Here is an 18,423-nt window from a genome sequence, read left to right as displayed (position 1 = left end):
GTCTTATATAAGACATATAACAAATATTTAATCGTTTAAATTCAAATACTTAAATATTCAATTTTGCGATATGAAATTAAATTTCTCAGAATGAGAAAAATAATTTGTGCGCACCATGATTGATTTTTCACATTATGAAACGATGTTTTCACATCACAAAATTTGGGAAAGATTGGCACAAAAAAGAGAATATTTTGTTTTATAAAATTTCATCCGGGACTACTAATGTGCACTCTGGCATAGCAATAGATGAAAAAATAGAAAAACCATGAGAAAATAACAACATGACCCAAAAAACCTCATGGCTGATGCCAGGCCTCTTAAGCACCTGTCTCACACTCGCTGCAGTGTGCTTGCCCAGTCATGCGGAAATATATAAGTGGAAGGACGCAAAAGGCCAGATTCACTACTCGGAAAATAAAGAGGATGCGGGCAAGGCGGCACAAGAACTGAAAATCACATCCCAAGCTCTCTCAACACCCTCCGGCGCCCCCGCCACACCAAGCTGGCAATTGCAAGAGCAGGATTTCAAACGGCGCCAGGCGCAAAAGCAACCCGAATCAGCAAGCAGCCACACAACGGAGAAAACAGCCAAGCCGGGATGGGGCGGAAACCAGCTGGAAACCGATGCAACGCGATGCAATCTGGCGCGCGATATTCTCGGTGGCAAGGCCAGGCATTCCAACAGTGCGCCTGTCGATAATTACGACAAGCAGCTCGCCGCCCGCGATGCGCAGAACTATTGTCACTAGCTTGTCACTAGCCGGTAGCCTCCCTCCGCATAAGGATCTCCCGATCGCACCCTATCGCAGGGACAAACCCAGGCGTCCAGCCAGAACCTGCGCTTGCAGACACCCCTGAGGCCCCTCATCGAATTTAGCCCGCTTCCGATCCCTCGGCCTGCAAGGCTTGACCTCCATCGCAATAGGAAGCGAGGCTGTACTGCAAGCCCTGCTCTATGATAGGTCCTATCTTCATGCCGCGGCCCCGTTCGGCGCGCGGATCAAAAACAAACAGACGGTAGATTTCGGCCAGCATCAGTTGATCAGGATTGGCCAGCAGCACCCAGCGTTCGGCGCCTTCATCCACCTTGCGCCACCAGGCTTGCTTGTTTTTCAGCGCCACTTCATTCTTCACGCGCGCCACCCAGCCAGCCTCCAGCATTTTTTCCAGCAGGCCGTCGATTTCATCGAGGCCGAAGTGCGTCTGTATGCGCATGGCATTCACATCCACCGCGGCGCCGTCATGCGCATCGCGGGCGCGATTCAATACATTCAACAAGGCCAGCGCATCGGCAAACTCGCTGCCCGGCACCGACACATGCCACCAGCGCTCAAACTTCACGATAGGCAGGGCCGCCGCAATCACGGCGCCTATCAGCGTAATCAGCCAGGACAGGTAAATCCAGATCAGGAAGATGGGGACGGCAGCCAGCGCGCCATACACGATGGTGTATGTTGGGAAGCGCATCACAAAAATAGCAAAAATGCGCTTTGCGATCTCGAACGCGATCGCCGCAAACAAACCACCCCAGGCCGCATCGCGCCAGTCTATGCTGCGATTAGGCACTGCGAGGTACAGCAGCGTAAACGCGCCAGTAGTAAAGAAAATGGATACCAGCGTATAAAACACGCCACCGATGAAGGGCACTGCGCCGACCACCCCACTGGTGGCAGTGAACAGATAAGAGGTCGCGGTAATCGACACGCCTATCAGCAGCGGCCCCAGCGTGATGATGGCCCAGTACACCAGAATGCTCTGGGTCCAGGGCCTGACGCGCTTTACCTGCCATATCTGGTTGAAGGCGCGATCTATCATGCCCAGCGTGGTCACCGCAGTAATCATCAATGCCACACCGCCGACCGCCGACAGGCGCGTGGCCTTGGTAGCAAACTGGGTCAAGTAGCCAAGTATGTTATTGGCGATCGCCTGCGGCATCAGGCTTTGTATAAAATACGCCTCCAGCGAAGTGCGGAAGGTATTGAACAGCGGGAAGGCGGTAAAAATGGCCAGCGCAATTGTCAACACCGGCACCAGCGCCAGCACCGTCGTAAACGTCAGGCTGCCGGCCACCTGCGGCAAGCGACCTTCACGCAAACGGCGGTAAGCAAAAACAAAAAGATCGCTGATCTGGGACCAGGATAATCCGCGCATAAAGAATTTCTCTAATGACATCAATACCTTATTCTACATAAATCATTCAACATCAAGACTGGAAATTCCAGTCTTCTATCATCTTGCAGAGGCAGAATGCCCGGATGCAGGGAAAAGGCCCATATAATAGCAAGCATGAACACCAAACCACTCACCCTTCTCGTTTTATATTATTCACGCCATGGCGCAACCCGCAAGATGGCTGAATATATTGCCCAGGGCATAGAAAGTGTGCCGGGTTGCGATGCACGCATGCGCACCGTTCCCTCCGTCTCCACGGTCACACACGCAACCGAATCGGAAATACCAGCAGAAGGCGCGCCCTATGTTGAACTGGCCGACTTGCAGGAATGCGCAGGCTTGGCACTGGGCTCTCCTACCCGCTTCGGCAATATGTCTTCTGCAATGAAGTATTTCTGGGATGGCACCGCGACTGAATGGCTGTCCGGCACGCTGACCGATAAACCGGCTTGCGTATTTACCTCCACCGGCAGCCTGCACGGCGGCCAGGAATCCACACTGTTGTCGATGATGCTGCCGCTGATCCATCACGGCATGTTGTTCCTTGGCCTGCCCTACACGCATGCCGAACTGATGACAACCAAAAGCGGCGGCAGCCCCTACGGCGCCACCCACTGGTCTGGCGTCGATGGCAAACAGCCTATCAGCGACGATACGCGCAAGCTGACTATCGCGCTGGGAAAACGGCTGGCAGAAACTGCCGTCAAATTGCAACGCAGTGAATGAATCCAATAATGACTATAACGACGCAAAACAAATACCACCTGCTTGCCTGCATCAGCCTCATTGCACTGATCATACTGGATATATTGTGGGAAACTACGCTGGCCCCTCTGCGCCCGGGCGGATCGTGGATGGTACTGAAGGTACTGCCTTTGCTGTGGATACTACGCGGCGTGCTGAAACGCGATAACTTTACTATGCAATGGTCGTCCATGATGATATTGCTGTACTTCGCCGAGGGCATCATCCGCGCCAGCAGCGACAGGCTATGGTTGTCCGCCATGCTAGGCTGGGGCGAAGTCGCATTCTCGGTGCTGTTTTTTATCGGCACCCTGTTTTACCTGCGTCCATTGAAGAAAGCTGCCAAGCTCGCAGCGAAGCAGGCTCAGCAAACCAATAGCCAGTAGCCGATGGCCGATAGCCCTGCAGCGATAATTTCTGCCGACAAATCAGAGTAAATAAGACCATGCAAGAATTTCTGGATTCGTGCCGCAAGCTGATAGGCAGCGACCATGTACTGACGCAGGACGCCGACACACTGGCCTTTGTGGTCGACTGGCGGCAAAGGTTCCAGGGCAAGGCGCTCGCCGTGCTGAGGCCTGCGTCTACCGCAGAAGTGGCTGGCGTGGTAACGCTATGCAATCAATTCAGGGTCGCCATTGTTCCGCAGGGTGGCAATACCGGCCTGGTGCTGGGCAGCGTGCCCGACGACAGCGGCAAGGCTGTGGTGCTATCTTTAAAACGCCTGAACAAGATCCGCCGGATTGATGCCATCAATAATACGATGACCGTTGAAGCGGGCTGCATCCTGGCCGACATCCAGTCTGCCGCAGAGCAGTCGCACAGGCTGCTTCCCTTGTCCCTGGCCTCCGAGGGCAGTTGCACCATAGGCGGCAACCTGTCTACCAATGCCGGGGGCACCGCCGTACTACGCTATGGCAATACACGCGAGCTTTGCCTGGGCCTGGAAGTAGTGACTGCCGGCGGAGAGGTGTGGGAAGGTTTGCGCGGCCTGAGGAAGGACAATACCGGTTATGACTTGCGCGATCTGTTCATAGGCGCCGAAGGCACGCTAGGAATCATCACTGCCGCGGTCATCAAATTATTTCCACAGCCCAAAGCCCGGCTGACCGCTCTGGTGGCATTAAAAACTCCCGACGACGCCCTGCAGCTACTGGCGATGGCGCAAGCGCACTGCGGAGCAAGCTTGACCGCATTTGAGCTGATGTCGGACTTTTCTCTGCACCTGGTGGGCAAGCATTTCCCGCAGATGCAACAGCCGTATGCGCGCAGGCACGCCCACTACGTGTTGCTGGAGTTATCCGATAGCGAGTCGGAACAGCACGCAGGTCAATTACTGGAAAACCTGGTTGCGGAAGCGCTGGACAAGGACTTGATAGAAGATGCGGTTGTCGCCACCTCGCTGGCGCAGTCGCGTGCACTGTGGAATTTGCGCGAACATATATCGATGGCACAGGCGGCCGAAGGTAAAAACATCAAACACGATATCTCCATCCCCATTTCCGATATCGGCCGCTTTATCTCACAGACGGATGCACTGCTGCAGCAGCACTTCCCTGCCTGCCGCATGGTGACCTTCGGCCATCTGGGTGACGGCAATCTGCATTACAACGTCTCGCCGCCGGAAAACATGCCGGATACGCTGTTTATCCAGCGTCAGGCCGAAGTCAACCTGATCGTGCATGACAGCGTAAATCGCTTCGGCGGCTCCATCTCCGCCGAGCATGGCCTGGGCGCCTTAAAGAAGGAAGAAATCCTGCGCTACAAATCCGACATCGAGATGAATTTGATGCGCGCCATCAAAACTGCGCTGGATCCGCAAAACCTGATGAACCCCGGAAAGCTGCTCTAGATAATCGCCTATCTGCTTCAGAGCAAAATCCCTCTGGCGGCTTCATCCGACCCGCTAGCATCTCCCCTCCGACAAACAGCATTTGCTGCGTTGCACAAAATACATGAAAAATTCATTGCCCTTATAATTCGGGCAGAGACACTTTAGTCTCATTTTAATCTGAACTCATTTCATCAATAGGAGGGAGATGCGTTTGTCTTAAAAGCGGCGCTGGCAAGGCGTGCGAGGCGTCAATAGCGGGGCTATTGACAACGAGTGCAACGCAGCCAGCGCCACTTTTAAGGCAAACCCTTCGGGAACGGCCCATTTGGGCGCATTGCAGCGTTGCGCCGCTAGCAAAGACGGCCAGTCTTTGCGTCGCGACACGCCTCGCACTGCATCCCAAATGGACTCGTTCGCACTCCCTCCTATTGATGAAATGAGTTCTAAATATTTAGGTGATTTTGTCATGTGGCTATTACTAGCTCTGCCCTTCATAGGGCTGTTGTGGATTCCATTCTATAACCAGGAACTCCCAACCCTCTTCGGTTTCCCTTTCTTTTACTGGTATCAATTTGCGTGGGTACCCCTCACGGCCTTGATCATCTGGATCGTCTATCGTGACGGACTCAAGAAGGGAGTCGAATAATGGATGGCCAAATCAACTGGACAGCCTTAGGCGTCTTCATCTTTTTCTTCGTGCTGGTTACGGTCATGGGTTTTGGTGCATCGCGCTGGCAAAGCGGCAAATCCAACAAGGGCGCGCATCTTGACGAGTGGGGCCTGGGTGGCCGCAATTTCGGCACATGGATTACCTGGTTCCTGGTCGGCGGCGACTTTTATACCGCCTATACAGTCATCGCCGTGCCTGCACTGGTCTATGCAGTAGGCGCTTACGGTTTCTTCGCGCTGCCATATACCATCCTGGTCTATCCGATTGTATTCGTCATCATGCCTAAGCTGTGGCATGCAGCCGCCAAGGCCGGTCATGTTACCGCTGGCGACGTGGTATTCGGCCGCTATAAATCCCGTCCACTGGAATTGGCGATCTCGCTGACCGGCGTATTGGCCACCATGCCTTACATCGCCCTGCAGTTGATCGGCATGGAAGTCGTGATCAAGGCACTCGGCCTGACCGGTGAATTACCGCTGGCGGCAGCCTTCGTCATCCTGGCCTTGTACACTTACTCTGCAGGCCTGCGTGCGCCGGCACTGATTGCCTTTGTTAAAGACCTGATGATCTATATCGTGGTGATCGTTGCTGTTGTCCTGGTGCCGATGAAACTGGGTGGCTATGGCGCCGTGTTCTCTTCCGCCAGCGAGGCATTTGCCGCCAAGGGCGGTGCTACCGGTCTGACGCTGAAACCGCAACAGATGCTGCCGTTTGCTTCACTCGCACTGGGTTCCGCTCTGGCCGCATTCATGTACCCGCATACGCTGACCGGTATCTTTGCCGCAAAGAGCGCAGACACTATCCGCAAGAATGCGATTTTCCTGCCGGCCTATACCGTGCTGCTGGGCTTGATCGCCTTGCTGGGCTTCATGGCCTATGCTGCAAAGATCACTGTCGCCACCAATAACGACGTGGTTCCGGCATTGTTCAATGCCTTGTTCCCGTCATGGTTCAGCGGCTTTGCGTTTGCTGCAATCGCGATTGGTGCGCTGGTGCCGGCTGCCGTCATGTCGATCGGTGCTGCCAACCTGTTCACCCGCAACTTCTGGAAGGCCTATGTCAATCCTCAAGTCAGCCCTGCTGGTGAAGCCAAAGTGGCCAAGATCGTTTCCCTGGTCGTGAAAGTCGGCGCGCTGGTGTTCATCCTGTTCCTGCCGACCAAGTTTGCACTGGACCTGCAATTGCTGGGCGGTGTGTGGATATTACAAACCTTCCCTGCCGTGGTCTTTGGCCTGTTCTTCGGCTGGTTCGGCTCTGGCGCGTTATTGGCAGGCTGGGCCGCCGGTATCGTCGGCGGTAGCTGGATGGCATTTGCCGATGGCATCAAACCAGTCCATACAATGGTGATAGGTGGAGACAGCTATACCGTGTACACAGGCTTGCTGGCCCTGGCAATGAATATCTTTGTCGCCGTGGTGTTCCAACTGGTGCTGGGCAAGAAGCAAAATTAAGGCACCGAGGGATTCAGGCGTAAAGATTGAATTTAGCCTGCCCCTGCAAAACCAAGAAAGCCCCGGATTTTTTCGGGGCTTTTTTTCATCCCTTGATTTGCTCATTGAATATTTCCGGCATCACGGCGCCACGCCATCCTCGATTGAGGTAGTGGCCTGGCATTTGGCCATGCCATACGGGGAATTTTCTGCCAGGATTCCATAGCAAAAAAAGGCAGCGCCATCCCTCGCAACAAAAAGCAAATGCGCCATACTTGCGCCGTTCACAGCCGGCATCACAGTACATGCGATGCTGGCAGAGGCAAATCTATTCGCTCAAAAAAATGGCCCCGGTTTTCCGAGGCCATTCCTACGTTCATATCCTGATTTATCAGGCGATCAAAACTCTTCCCATTCATCCTGCTTTGCATTGGCCGCAGCACTTGGTGCAGCAGTTGTGCGCTGGGGAGCGGCTGCCAATTTTGCAGGTGCGGCCTTGCGCGCCGCCAGGGGAATAATTTTTGGTTCTGCGCGCTCAGTCCGCTCTGGCTGAGCAGCCCTGGCAAAGCCCAGTCCTGCAGTCTGTTGGTGACCAGCTATCTTGAAGACACTTACAGTCTGCGCCAACGCAACGGCCTGCTCTTCCATGCTTTCTGCCGCTGCGGCAGCCTGCTCTACCAGCGCCGCATTTTGCTGCGTCATCTCATCCATCTGCGTGATCGCCAGATTGACCTGCTCGATGCCGGAACTCTGTTCCTGGCTGGCCGCCGTGATCTCGCTCATGATGTCGGCGACATGCTGCACGCTGGTGACAATCTCGTCCATCGTCTTGCCGGCTTCATCCACCAGCTTGCTGCCCTGGTCTACCTTGTCTACCGAATCACCGATCAGCATCTTGATTTCTTTGGCGGCACCGGCACTGCGTTGCGCCAGGTTGCGTACTTCGGAAGCAACTACAGCAAAACCACGGCCCTGCTCGCCGGCACGCGCCGCTTCTACCGCTGCATTCAGCGCCAGGATATTGGTCTGGAAGGCGATACCGTCGATGACGCCGATGATATCAACAATCTTGCGCGAGCTTTCCTTGATGGAGCCCATGGTGTCGACGACTTGGCTTACAACTGCTCCGCCTTTGACAGCGACGCTGCTGGCGGACACCACCAGTTGATTCGCCTGGCGTGCATTGTCAGCATTCTGTTTCACGGTGCTGGTCAGCTCTTCCATCGAGCTGGCGGTTTCTTCCAGCGAACTGGCTTGCGATTCGGTACGCGACGACAGGTCAGCATTGCCGGAGGCGATTTCTTGCGATGCGACCGTGATGGTTTCCGTGCCCTGCTTGATCTGGGTCACCGTATTTACCAGGTTGGTCTGCATCAGCTTCAGAGATTGCAGCAAGGCGCCCACTTCATCCGAGCTATTGATTTCTATGTCATGCGACAAGTCGCCACTGGCAATATAGTCCGCTGCCTGGCCGGCGCTCTTGATAGGCTGAGAAATAGTGCGGGTGATAATCCATGCTGCAGCGCTGCCCAGCACCAGAATCACGAGACCGATAATGACCATGCCCGTCATCGCACTTTTGTAATTGCTCTGCGATTCGTCAAAAGTCTGTTTCATCGCTTCATGCTGCTGCTGTGCCAGCTCGGTCAGTGCAACCATCCATTTTTCATGAGGCGCATTGAATTCTGTCTGCAGCAAAGAAGCGGCATCAAAGTAATTGCCTTCGCCGACAAAACTCTTGATCTTGCCAACGATAGACATCACGGCATCTTTTTGCGACAAGGCATTGGCAAGCGTTTTCTTGCCGTTGTCACCCTCAATCAAACTCTTGGCCAGCGTTTCCGATTTGGAGTAGGTATCCATCGTGGTCACCAGGCGCTTGGTCTCGCGCTCTGCTTCCGCCACATCGGTTGGTGCTGTCATCTTGCGCAATACCAGTGCCAGTGCACGGCCCTGCTCGCGCATGTCTGTAGCCGCATTCAACGCAGCCACTTTATTGTTGAAGATGTAGTCGGTTGAGCCTTGCAACTGACTCATCCTCAACAAGCCTAAAACCAGTAAGCCGGTAGCAAACAAAAGTACCAAGCCAAATCCAAGTGCAAGACGGGTACCAATTTTGATATTAGACAACTGGTTCATAGGCTTCCTGTAAAAAAATAAAAAATCAGGCGGCTGCTGCCTGATCCACTAATCCCATCTCTGGGCTGGACATCAGTTTGTCGATATCAACCAGGATCAGCATGCGCTCTTCCAGCGTGCCCAGGCCGATCAGGAAATCCGTGCTGAAGGTCGTACCCATTTCCGGTGCTGCCCTGACCTGATCCGGCAACAGCGTAGTCACATCGGATACGCTATCCACTACCATGCCGACGATGCGGCCACCGATGTTCAAAATGATGACTACGGTAAATTGATCGTAAGTAGGCTCACCGAGATTGAACTTGATGCGCATGTCCACTACCGGCACGATAATGCCGCGCAGATTGATCACGCCCTTCAAGAAATCCGGCGCATTGGCGATGCGCGTTACCGCTTCGTAACCGCGGATTTCCTGCACCTTCAAAATGTCGATGCCGTATTCTTCTTTGCCCAATGTGAACGCCAGGAATTCATTTCCTGTCATATCGGCGATTTTGTTTTCGGTTGTTTCGGTTTGTGTGGATGTGGACATACAGTCCTTCCTTTCCCATCAATAATTAACTTGGAAATTGCGGCAGATGATACAGGTCTGAGCAAGACTTATGACCCGTAACGATTCAGCGTCAACAATACAGAGAGCAATAGAGATACTACCAGTATCAGTACGCCACAACTTCTTGCCTTGGATTCTTATAGAAACTGTTTTTATAGTTCAAAAAGTTTCCTTATGGTATCACCTCAGCAGCCAATTTTGAATTTCCCGCCTGATTTTATTATCTCTATTGGCTTTAGGGCTAGAGAGAATTGCAATTGAGCATTGTGCATGGCACTTTTACCACAACAAAATACGGATATATCCAAATTTACCGAACTTCGTCAATGAAACCTGTAAAATCTGCCAGCATTTTAATACGCATCGCATCGCCTATTTCTGCGCTCATCTCATCTGCTCTTTCCTGCCCGTTTGGAACGCTCCCGGCAACTCCGGTTTGACGGTTAAAATTATTTTTCCCACAGGAAATAAATACTCAAATTGAGGACTCAGGTCTTGCCGGTTCGCCATCGCCGGCACAATAAATTTCGCGCCGGATGCAAATGGTGCAGTGGTTTTTAAACGATAGTCGAATCCGGCCGGGAAAACAAATTGCGTTCTGTCGACCAGATAGTTATTTTCAAAATCCCCTGAAACGCCCGGAATTTTCCATGCATAAGCCATCCCGGCAGTCACGGTCTTGCCGGCCTTAACCAGGCCATTGCCAACCAGCAGATTATTGACGGCCACGAGTTTAATATCGCCTGGCTTGGCAAATAAAAAAGTGCCTGCAGATGGCAAGTCATCCACGATCGTATTGCTGGAAAGGTAAAGCTCATTTTCCGGCCAGCTATATCCTTCTGCGCCTACCGAGATCATTGCGGTATTTTCCGTGCTTGCAGACTGCTCGATCAGATTGCCGATGACGTAAGAGATGCCGCCATTCGGAAACTCCAACTCATAGCTTGCATGTCCGCCGGCTTCATCGCTCAGACGATTATAAAAAATCAGATTTTCGCGAGCGCGGCTTTTTAGTAAATGGCCGCTTCTGGCATGATGAAAATAACTGCCGCTGACCTTGAATTTTCGCAGTGGGCCCACGTAGATATTATGGCTTCGCCCATCGCCCGCACCATTGTGGCCAAACTCGCTGTTTTCCACTTCCAGCGTCGCTTCGCCGCCGGCAGTCAGTATTCCATTCTCATTGTCGGTAAAGCTGCAGTCACGCACAATCAAGTTCCCCGCCTCCAGCCTGATTCCGGCTCCGTTACGGTCCGGCACCCGCGTGCCCTGGAAATCGATTCCCTGAATGGTGATGTCGCCACCACGCACAACCCAAATGGCTTTGCCTTCTGCGCTGCGGCCTGCTGCGATCAATTTCACGCGACCACCTACCGCACGTATCGACAACTGCTTTTGCGTCCACACCGCAACATCACCGGCATATTCGCCGGCCTCGATTTCTATGATGTCGCCATCCTGTGCCAGTTTGGCGGCTTGCGATATGCTGGATATCGCCGCGAAACGCCCTACCCTTAAGGTATGCGCGGCAAGTGCAAGATGCGTATTGAAGAGAAGCATCGCAGCAAACAGCAAACCACAACGTGGCGCCTGTAGACGGAAAAAACTTTGCATGAGGTGCGGCCTATAAAGGGAAATACTTGAGGGAGCCACACAAATGCACTCAGGCATCCATCTGCTGCAGGATATCCCTCACCAGATCCAACGAGAAATCAATGTCCAGCGTCTCTATGCTGCCGAATCCGAGTATCAGGCCGGGCTGAGGCTCGCTGGAATGATAAAAACCGTCCAGCGGATACAGGCCGACGTCAACCCGCCTGGCCAGCTTGATCAACTGCGCCACATCCACTTTCTTTTTGCATAGCACGGTCAAATGAAAACCCGCTACCGTCGGTATCACTTCAAACCATTCAGCCAGGTCCGTGCTGAAACGGGCCAGCAGCTTTTCGCGTCGCCTTGAATACATCGCGTGGCATTGCCGGATATGCCGCGCCAGATAACCGTCATTGATGAATTTTGCAATCGCATATTGTGTCATGCTGGCTGTATGCCAGTCTGTCAGATGCTTTGCTACCGCGAGTGCGTTCAATATTTCTGCCGGGGCGACGACGTAGCCCAGCCGCAACTCCGGCAACAGCACCTTGGAAAAGGTGCCGACATAGGCGACGATATTATCCTGGTCCATGCCTTGCAAAGAATCCGTTGGCCGCCCTTCATACCTGAACTCGCTATCGTAGTCGTCTTCGATGATGATGGCGCCGATCTGCCTGGCCCTGTCAAGCAATGCCTGACGGCGCTGCATGCTCATCGACATCCCGAGTGGAAACTGATGGGACGGCGTGACGTAGATCAGGCGCGTACCTTCCGGTATCAGCTCAACGACGATGCCTTCGCGGTCCACCGGCACAGCGACAATCTGCGCCCCCTGGCTTGCAAACAGCAAGCGCGCAGGCGGGTAGCCGGGCTCCTCAATCGCAACGATGCAACCCGGCTCAACCAGCACCCTGGCGATCAGGTCCAGTGCCTGTTGCGCGCCATTGGTCACGACAATATCCGAGGCGACACATTTGACGCCCCGCGCGAATCCTATATGGTGTGCGATTGCCTCACGCAGCATGGGCGAGCCTTCCGGCTGCTGGTACAGGCCACGCGATTCCGTATCCTGTCTCAGCGCAAACAGCACGCACCGGCGCCAGTCATCCATGGGAAACTGGCTCTTGGTGGAACCGCCACCTATATATTCATAACGGGATCTCCCAGCCGGTGCAGGATGGCGTAACGGCGTCGACATCTCGTTCCAGCGCTTGACGACAGCTGCTCCGGCCAGCTCTCCGGCGCCCTTGCTTATAGACCGCGGCGCTACCTGGCTACTGACAAAGGTGCCCACGCCAACCTGCCCCGTGAGCAAACGTTCATCCGTCAATTTTGCATATACGGTAGATACGGTCTTGCGCGATATGCCTAGCTGCTCGGCCAGCAGGCGGGATGGTGGTATCTGGCTGCCGGCAGCCAGCCGGCCCGAATGGATAGCATCCTTCATTTGCTGATAAAGCTGGCCCGCCAGATCTTTATCGCCTTTGATGACGATATGCATTTCCATGCTTGTCCCTTGTAAACATTTTGTGATGAAGTCTGCGTTGCATTGCGCTGCCAGCGGGGCGCCCGGTGCTCAGCGGTGGCTACCTTGGTCTCAGCGTTTTTGTCCGGATTGGTCTCCCAAGCAAAGCAGCTCTCCTTATATCATTTCTTCACCGATGCGCGACAAGCCGCTGCAAAAGAAACGCAAGCATAGCGCGTATTGCAAGTGACAACTGAAGCAACATTTTAATTTATCTATCCATTTAGGAGAATGCCATGACACAACGTACCGATTTCTACAAAGCCTCCCCCGATGCACTGAAAGCAATGATCGCGCTGGAAGGTGCTGTCAACAAGCTGGGCCTGGAAGCATCGCTGCTTGACCTGATCAAGCTGCGCGCATCACAAATCAATGGCTGCGCATTTTGCGTAGACTTGCATAGCACCGACCTGCGCAAGGCAGGCGAAAGCGAACGAAAGGTATATGCAGTAGCAGTCTGGCGCGAAGCACCATTCTTCACAGAACGCGAACGCGCTGCCTTGGCCTGGACTGAAGCGGTCACCCTGATCTCCCAGGATCACGCCCCTGACGCTGACTACGAAGCCTTGCGCTCGCAGTTTAGCGAAGCTGAACAAGTCAACCTGACCGTGGCGATCGCTACCATCAATAGCTGGAATCGCCTGGCGATCGGCTTCCGTAAATCACCTACCAAGTGAGGCAGCTATGATACTAAAATCCCTATTGGCGAGCATGCTCGCAAGCGCCGCCCTGCTGGCACCGTTCACGCAAGCCCATGCACACGACACCAGTGCAGGTGCAGGCGGAACCGGCAAGGAAACGGTCACTCCACTGACCAAGCAGGCATTGCCTGACGTTTCAGGAAAAAACGTCATCATGGCGACCGTGAGCTATGCACCGGGCCAAGCCTCAGAGCCGCATGTGCATCCTGGCTCAGTGTTTGCCTACGTGCTGGAAGGCGAAGTAACGTCCCAGTTGGAAGGTCAGGCGCCCGTCACCTACAAGGCTGGTGAATACTGGTATGAAACACCCAAGGTGGGACACATTGTCTCCCGTAACGCCAGCGCGACCAAACCGGCAAAACTGCTGGTCTGGCTACTGGTCGGCGACGGTGAACCACTGAAGCAGCCGCTGAACAAGTAAGTCTTCCAGCGAACCGGATGGTATTTACGCCGGTTCGCTCTTTCCGCAAACCCATGGCCGATCTGGTGCACCGCACGATGATCGCCACCTTATCATCAAGCATAATGGACACCAAAAAATTCAGGCATGACCACAGCGATATTCTCGCGCATATCCATGCGCTAAGGATGCTGGTTAAACTCGGCATTGCCAGCAATGCCGCAGCAATCGCAAAACAAATTATCACGATCAGTTCAACCATCAAGCTTCACCTGGCGGTAGAGGACAAAGTCGTCTATCCTGCCTTTGCCGCCTCCAAAGATCCGGCTATGGCAGCCACAGGTGCAAGGTTTCAATCAGAGATGGGCGAAATTTCTGCCGACTACATGGCGTTCGCCGGCGCTTGGAATACCTCCGACAAGATCGCCTCTGCGCCGGAGCAATTCAGGGAGCAGGCCAATCGTATTTTCAAAGCACTGTTTGAGAGAACGCAAAGGGAGAATGAAGAACTCTATCCCGCACTGGCCACACTTTAAGAGTGCCAGAATATCCGGAGCGCGGCATTTGAAAGGCCGCTTCCGGCGCACTCGGCAGCAAGGTATTGACGACGACCTTGTACCGGTGTGCGGCCTTACCAGGCCAATTTAACTTGCAGGCGCTTCCGCGCGTGCGATTGCAGAGTTTGCCTTGGTCAATAAAGCTTCCAATTGGCAAAATTCCGCATCGCTAAGTGCCGCCCGGATATCGGCGGTGGCACGATAAACACCTTCTTTCAAAGTCTCAAACAACTGGTGGCCCTCTGCCGTCAATTGCAGGTAGACGCGGCGCCTGTCGTCCTGTCCCTGCGTATAGCTCAGCAAACCCTTCTCCACCATCTGATTCACTGAGCGGCTCAATGCTCCCGGATCATGGTCGAAAGCCTGCGACAAATCGCTGACGCCCTGCCCTTCGCCAGAGGCTATGCCTGACAGCACGCTCCATTGTAAGGCAGTCACGCCGCCACTCACAGCCTGCTTTTCCACCCTGCTCCACAAATGCCTTCTGAGGCGCTTGGTCAAAAAAACAATATTGCGAAGACTATAAACTGATTCCATTAAATCTCTCCTGGTGCCTTTAAGCACATGCTGATAATTTTAAGCGAAATATCTGACTGATACAATATCTGCCTAGTCAGCAAAATACCGCCAGGAAGCTGGCTGCGAGCTGTGCAGGAAAAGGGGGAAGCGAGACCTGGCCCAGTGGCAAGTGAAGCACGCAATGCACGCCCTCCGGCTCGACTGCATCCCAAGCTATCGCTACTAGCCAGCGTCGCAGGCCATCAGTCAAATTTTGACTTGACAGTATCTGACATATCAATTATATTGAATCCATGGAGGTTCTCATGAAATACTATACAAAAGAAAATTTCGATCCGGCAAACAGTGTTGGCTTTGCACTCTACCGTGCGAGAAACCTGGTACTGGGTGAGATGGATACGGTACTAAAGGATCTTGATATTACAGGACAGCAGATGGGCGTCATTCTATCCATGTCTAGTAATATCGCCAGCAATCCGTTTGAGTTAAGCAAGTTGCTGGATATCGACACCGGACTGATGACGCGCATGTTGGACAAACTGGAAAAACTGGGCATCCTGGCCCGGGTCCGCAGTGTTGAAGACAGGCGCATGGTCAATCTGGAATTAACCGACAAGGGGCACCATGTTGCGGCTGAAATCCGTATGCGGGCACCCGAGGTATTAAACAAACGATTGGAAGGTTTCAGCACTGAGGAATTTCTTGAGTTCCGCCGCCTGCTGGCAAAGTTTTTAGGGGCATGATTTTCGTGCTTTTTTTTAATCAATTAACTGACAAGTCAGATTATGAATAATCAGATACTCAATAAGCGCAATAATTTGCGAGGAACCAAGATTCTGTTGTCGCTGGCTGTTGCAGCGATATTGCCAGGCTGCGCCAGCTTTTCCGATCTGGGCAGCAACCAGCATATTGCCGCTGTTCAAAGCGGACAGGATGCCAAGAGCCTTCCTTCCGAGCATGGACACTGGCCCGCAGCAGATTGGGCCAGCCAGTTTGGCGACACCCAGCTTACCGCATTGATTGCAGAGGCCTTGCAACAAAGCCCAACGCTCGCCCAGGCACGCGCCAGGGTCGCCGCGGCATCCGCATTTACCGAGACCGCGCGTTCCAATACCCAGCCCAAAGTGAATGCCGACTACACAATGAGCCGGCAGCAATATTCGTCCAATGCGCTGGTGCCGCCTCCCTATGCCGGCTCCTGGCAGACAGAAAACAAGGCAGTGGTCAGTGCCTCCTATGAACTGGACGTGTGGGGCAAGAACAGCAGCGCGCTGCAATCGTCGCTATCGAAACTGCGTGCCAGCGAAGCGGAGCAGGAAAAAGTCAAACTGACGCTGAGTACGGCCATTGCGCGCAGCTACAACTCGCTGGCACGCCTGTATGCGCTGAGGGATCTGGCGCAGGCTGAGGTAGAACAAAGGCAGCAGTTGCGCCAACTCACGGATAAGCGGGTTGCTTCCGGGCTGGATACTGAAGTGGAGCAGCAAGGAACAAAGAAAAATCTTGCCGGCAGCCAGTCCACTGTGAAAGCCCTGGACGGCCAGATCCTGGATGTCCAATATCAATTGGCGGCCCTGCTTGGCGCCGGCCCTGACCGTGGCCTGAAAATATCGCGCCCCGCCATGGGCACGGGCGATGCGGTTGCGCTGCCGGACAATCTCCCAGCCGACCTGGTGGCCAGGCGCCCGGATATCGTCGTTGCACGCTGGAATGTCGACGCCACAACCCAGGATATCAAAGTCGCCAAGGCAGACTTCTATCCGGATATCAACCTGACTGCAGCAATAGGCCTGGACGCATTCGGCTTTGGACGTTTTCTGAACGCGGGCAGCCGCACCGCATCCCTGGCTCCTGCGGTCCACCTGCCTATTTTTGACGGTGGCGCATTGCGCGCCCAGTTGAAAGGGCGTTATGCAGACTTTGACTATGCTGTTGCCAGTTATAACCAGACCCTGGTCTCGGCCCTGTCTGAAGTCGCCGTGCAATTGGCGAATGTACGTTCGACCGATGCACAATTGCTGGATGCGCAAGCCGCCAGCGACGCCGCAAACAGAAGCTATCAATTGGCAGGCATACAGTTTAAAGCGGGCCTGGGGACGCAACTGACCGTCGTCCAGTCGAAAATCAGTGCCCTGACCAGCGAAGAAAACGTCACCAATCTGCGTATGAATCGCCGCGACCAGCAAATCGCATTGGCCGCAGCTCTCGGCGGCGGTTTTGTCGATACCTCGGATTCAGTTTCCAACAATGCTAACGCCAGCCAGGCAGCGAAGCATCAGATCACTACAAATACCCCGGCAATTGCCGCCACCAAATAAACATCATCGCATAAGCATCATTACTCAAATACAGGTAAAAATCATGAACGACAATCAAAGCAAAGACGGCGCAAATAAGCAAGTTCCCGCACAAGCAAGCGGGCAGACAAACGGAAAGCGCAAGGCCATGCTGGCCCTGCTCGGCGGCGGCACCTTGCTGGCTGCAGCCGCATACGGAGCCTACTACTTCACATATGCGCGTTATTTCGAAGGTACAGACGACGCCTATGTGACCGGCAATCTGGTGCAGCTTAACGCACAGATCCCCGGTACCGTCATCGCTATTAACGCCGACGACACGCAAGTTGTAAAGGAAGGCAGTAGCATCGTTAAACTCGACCCGGCCGATACAAAAATCGAACTGGCCAGGTCAGAAGCGGCACTGGCCCAGACGGTGCAACAAGTCAGCACGCTCTATGTCAACAACCGGGTATTGAAAGCCCAAATCGCGCAACGCCAGGTAGATCTGTCTCGTGCAGAAGACGATCTGCGCCGCCGCCTTTCTGTGGAACAAACCGGCGCCATCTCTACAGAAGATATCGCCCATGCCCGCGATGCGGTCAAGGCACAGAAAGCCGCTCTGCAAACCGCCGAGGAACAACTGGCATCCAACCGTGCGCAAACAGGTAAAACCACGATAGCAGAACATCCGAATGTCCTGACGGCCGCAGCCAAGGTCAGGGAATCCTATCTGGCCTATGCCCGCAATACTTTGCCCGCGCCTGTCACTGGCTATGTCGCCAAGCGTTCTGTGCAGTTGGGCCAGCGTGTAGCGGCCGGCACGCCACTGATGGCGATCGTGCCTCTGGATGGCGTCTGGGTAGATGCCAATTTCAAGGAAAGCGACTTGAAAGCAGTACGCATAGGCCAGCCGGTCAAACTGACGGCGGACCTGTATGGTTCCAGCGCCAGCTATCACGGCAAGGTCATCGGCTTCTCCGCCGGTACCGGCAGCGCATTCTCGGTATTGCCGGCTCAAAACGCTACCGGCAACTGGATCAAGGTCGTACAGCGCCTGCCGGTTCGTGTCCAGCTGGACCCTGCAGAATTGCGCGCGCATCCGCTGCGTATCGGCCTGTCGATGCAAGTGGAAGTGGATATTCACGATCAAAGCGGCTCCCAGCTTGGTGCGGCACCGGAAGCATCATTCCAGACCCACGTATTTGACCAGTACGCCAAGGAAGCCGACGCCGAGATCGATCGCATCATCGCCAAAAGCCAGATCAGCGACTGATAGCTCAATCCGCAAGGTGGCCGGGAGCTGA

General features: G+C 54.1%; 18 protein-coding genes. 12 read left to right on the top strand and 6 right to left on the bottom strand.

The window, feature by feature from the left end; translation table 11 throughout:
* Window positions 1-284: 284 nt before the first annotated feature.
* Window positions 285-752: a DUF4124 domain-containing protein gene (locus IEW12_RS21015; protein ID WP_188568090.1), complete on the top strand. Its 468-nt coding sequence runs from the start codon at window positions 285-287 to the stop codon at window positions 750-752.
* Between the two features lie 124 nt (window positions 753-876).
* Here IEW12_RS21015 and IEW12_RS21010 read toward each other — a convergent pair whose 3' ends face one another.
* The gene (locus IEW12_RS21010; protein WP_188568089.1) at window positions 877-2,154 is read right to left on the bottom strand and encodes a YihY family inner membrane protein; all 1,278 of its coding nucleotides are present in this window, start codon (window positions 2,152-2,154) and stop codon (window positions 877-879) included.
* A 135-nt stretch (window positions 2,155-2,289) separates the two neighbouring features.
* On the opposite strand from IEW12_RS21010, the gene wrbA reads away from it, so the two are divergent.
* The 5 genes from wrbA to mctP all read left to right on the top strand — a co-directional run bounded on the left by wrbA (window position 2,290) and on the right by mctP (window position 6,874).
* Window positions 2,290-2,901: an NAD(P)H:quinone oxidoreductase gene (wrbA, locus tag IEW12_RS21005; protein ID WP_188568088.1), complete on the top strand. Its 612-nt coding sequence runs from the start codon at window positions 2,290-2,292 to the stop codon at window positions 2,899-2,901.
* 8 nt (window positions 2,902-2,909) lie between these two features.
* Window positions 2,910-3,305 (top strand): DUF2069 domain-containing protein, encoded by a 396-nt coding sequence (locus IEW12_RS21000; RefSeq protein WP_229751264.1) that lies wholly within the window; start codon window positions 2,910-2,912, stop codon window positions 3,303-3,305.
* Window positions 3,306-3,364: 59 nt separating this feature from the next.
* Window positions 3,365-4,771: an FAD-binding oxidoreductase gene (locus IEW12_RS20995; protein WP_188568086.1), complete on the top strand. Its 1,407-nt coding sequence runs from the start codon at window positions 3,365-3,367 to the stop codon at window positions 4,769-4,771.
* 448 nt (window positions 4,772-5,219) lie between these two features.
* Window positions 5,220-5,399 carry a DUF3311 domain-containing protein gene (locus IEW12_RS20990; protein WP_188568447.1) on the top strand — a complete coding sequence of 60 codons (180 nt, stop codon included), beginning with the start codon at window positions 5,220-5,222 and terminating at the stop codon, window positions 5,397-5,399.
* Window positions 5,399-6,874, top strand: a complete 1,476-nt coding sequence (mctP, locus tag IEW12_RS20985) for a monocarboxylate uptake permease MctP (RefSeq protein WP_188568085.1) — start codon at window positions 5,399-5,401, stop codon at window positions 6,872-6,874. The genes IEW12_RS20990 and mctP overlap by 1 nt, the downstream gene beginning before the upstream one ends.
* Window positions 6,875-7,252: 378 nt before the next feature.
* On the opposite strand, the gene IEW12_RS20980 is transcribed toward mctP, so the two are convergent.
* The 4 genes from IEW12_RS20980 to pdxR form a co-directional block, all read right to left on the bottom strand.
* Window positions 7,253-8,992 (bottom strand): methyl-accepting chemotaxis protein, encoded by a 1,740-nt coding sequence (locus IEW12_RS20980; RefSeq protein WP_188568084.1) that lies wholly within the window; start codon window positions 8,990-8,992, stop codon window positions 7,253-7,255.
* A gap of 25 nt (window positions 8,993-9,017) precedes the next feature.
* Window positions 9,018-9,524: a chemotaxis protein CheW gene (locus IEW12_RS20975; protein WP_188568083.1), complete on the bottom strand. Its 507-nt coding sequence runs from the start codon at window positions 9,522-9,524 to the stop codon at window positions 9,018-9,020.
* Between the two features lie 405 nt (window positions 9,525-9,929).
* Complete coding sequence (locus IEW12_RS20970) at window positions 9,930-10,907, bottom strand: right-handed parallel beta-helix repeat-containing protein (RefSeq protein ID WP_188568082.1); 978 nt, start codon at window positions 10,905-10,907, stop codon at window positions 9,930-9,932.
* A 301-nt stretch (window positions 10,908-11,208) separates the two neighbouring features.
* On the bottom strand, window positions 11,209-12,645 hold the full coding sequence (gene pdxR, locus IEW12_RS20965) for a MocR-like pyridoxine biosynthesis transcription factor PdxR (protein ID WP_188568081.1): 1,437 nt from the start codon (window positions 12,643-12,645) through the stop codon (window positions 11,209-11,211).
* Window positions 12,646-12,899: 254 nt separating this feature from the next.
* Between pdxR and IEW12_RS20960 the strand changes: the two genes are divergently transcribed.
* From IEW12_RS20960 to IEW12_RS20950, 3 genes are read left to right on the top strand one after another with little or no spacing between them, the layout of a single operon-like run.
* Window positions 12,900-13,340, top strand: coding sequence for a carboxymuconolactone decarboxylase family protein (locus IEW12_RS20960; RefSeq protein ID WP_188568080.1), 441 nt, complete (start codon window positions 12,900-12,902; stop codon window positions 13,338-13,340).
* A 7-nt stretch (window positions 13,341-13,347) separates the two neighbouring features.
* Window positions 13,348-13,785 (top strand): cupin domain-containing protein, encoded by a 438-nt coding sequence (locus IEW12_RS20955; protein ID WP_229751263.1) that lies wholly within the window; start codon window positions 13,348-13,350, stop codon window positions 13,783-13,785.
* Between the two features lie 53 nt (window positions 13,786-13,838).
* On the top strand, window positions 13,839-14,300 hold the full coding sequence (locus IEW12_RS20950) for a hemerythrin domain-containing protein (protein ID WP_229751262.1): 462 nt from the start codon (window positions 13,839-13,841) through the stop codon (window positions 14,298-14,300).
* Between the two features lie 108 nt (window positions 14,301-14,408).
* Here IEW12_RS20950 and IEW12_RS20945 read toward each other — a convergent pair whose 3' ends face one another.
* Window positions 14,409-14,858, bottom strand: coding sequence for a MarR family winged helix-turn-helix transcriptional regulator (locus IEW12_RS20945; protein ID WP_188568079.1), 450 nt, complete (start codon window positions 14,856-14,858; stop codon window positions 14,409-14,411).
* Window positions 14,859-15,145: 287 nt separating this feature from the next.
* Between IEW12_RS20945 and IEW12_RS20940 the strand changes: the two genes are divergently transcribed.
* From IEW12_RS20940 to IEW12_RS20930, 3 genes are read left to right on the top strand one after another with little or no spacing between them, the layout of a single operon-like run.
* Window positions 15,146-15,583, top strand: coding sequence for a MarR family winged helix-turn-helix transcriptional regulator (locus IEW12_RS20940; RefSeq protein WP_188568078.1), 438 nt, complete (start codon window positions 15,146-15,148; stop codon window positions 15,581-15,583).
* Between the two features lie 42 nt (window positions 15,584-15,625).
* Window positions 15,626-17,158 carry an efflux transporter outer membrane subunit gene (locus IEW12_RS20935; RefSeq protein ID WP_188568077.1) on the top strand — a complete coding sequence of 511 codons (1,533 nt, stop codon included), beginning with the start codon at window positions 15,626-15,628 and terminating at the stop codon, window positions 17,156-17,158.
* A 43-nt stretch (window positions 17,159-17,201) separates the two neighbouring features.
* Window positions 17,202-18,392, top strand: coding sequence for an HlyD family secretion protein (locus IEW12_RS20930; RefSeq protein ID WP_188568076.1), 1,191 nt, complete (start codon window positions 17,202-17,204; stop codon window positions 18,390-18,392).
* Window positions 18,393-18,423: the final 31 nt, after the last annotated feature.

The sequence above is a fragment of the Parundibacterium terreum genome, assembly GCF_014636315.1.
GTDB classification, from domain to species: Bacteria; Pseudomonadota; Gammaproteobacteria; order Burkholderiales; family Burkholderiaceae_D; genus Undibacterium; species Undibacterium terreum.
This window is presented reverse-complemented; position numbering and strand designations above follow the sequence as displayed.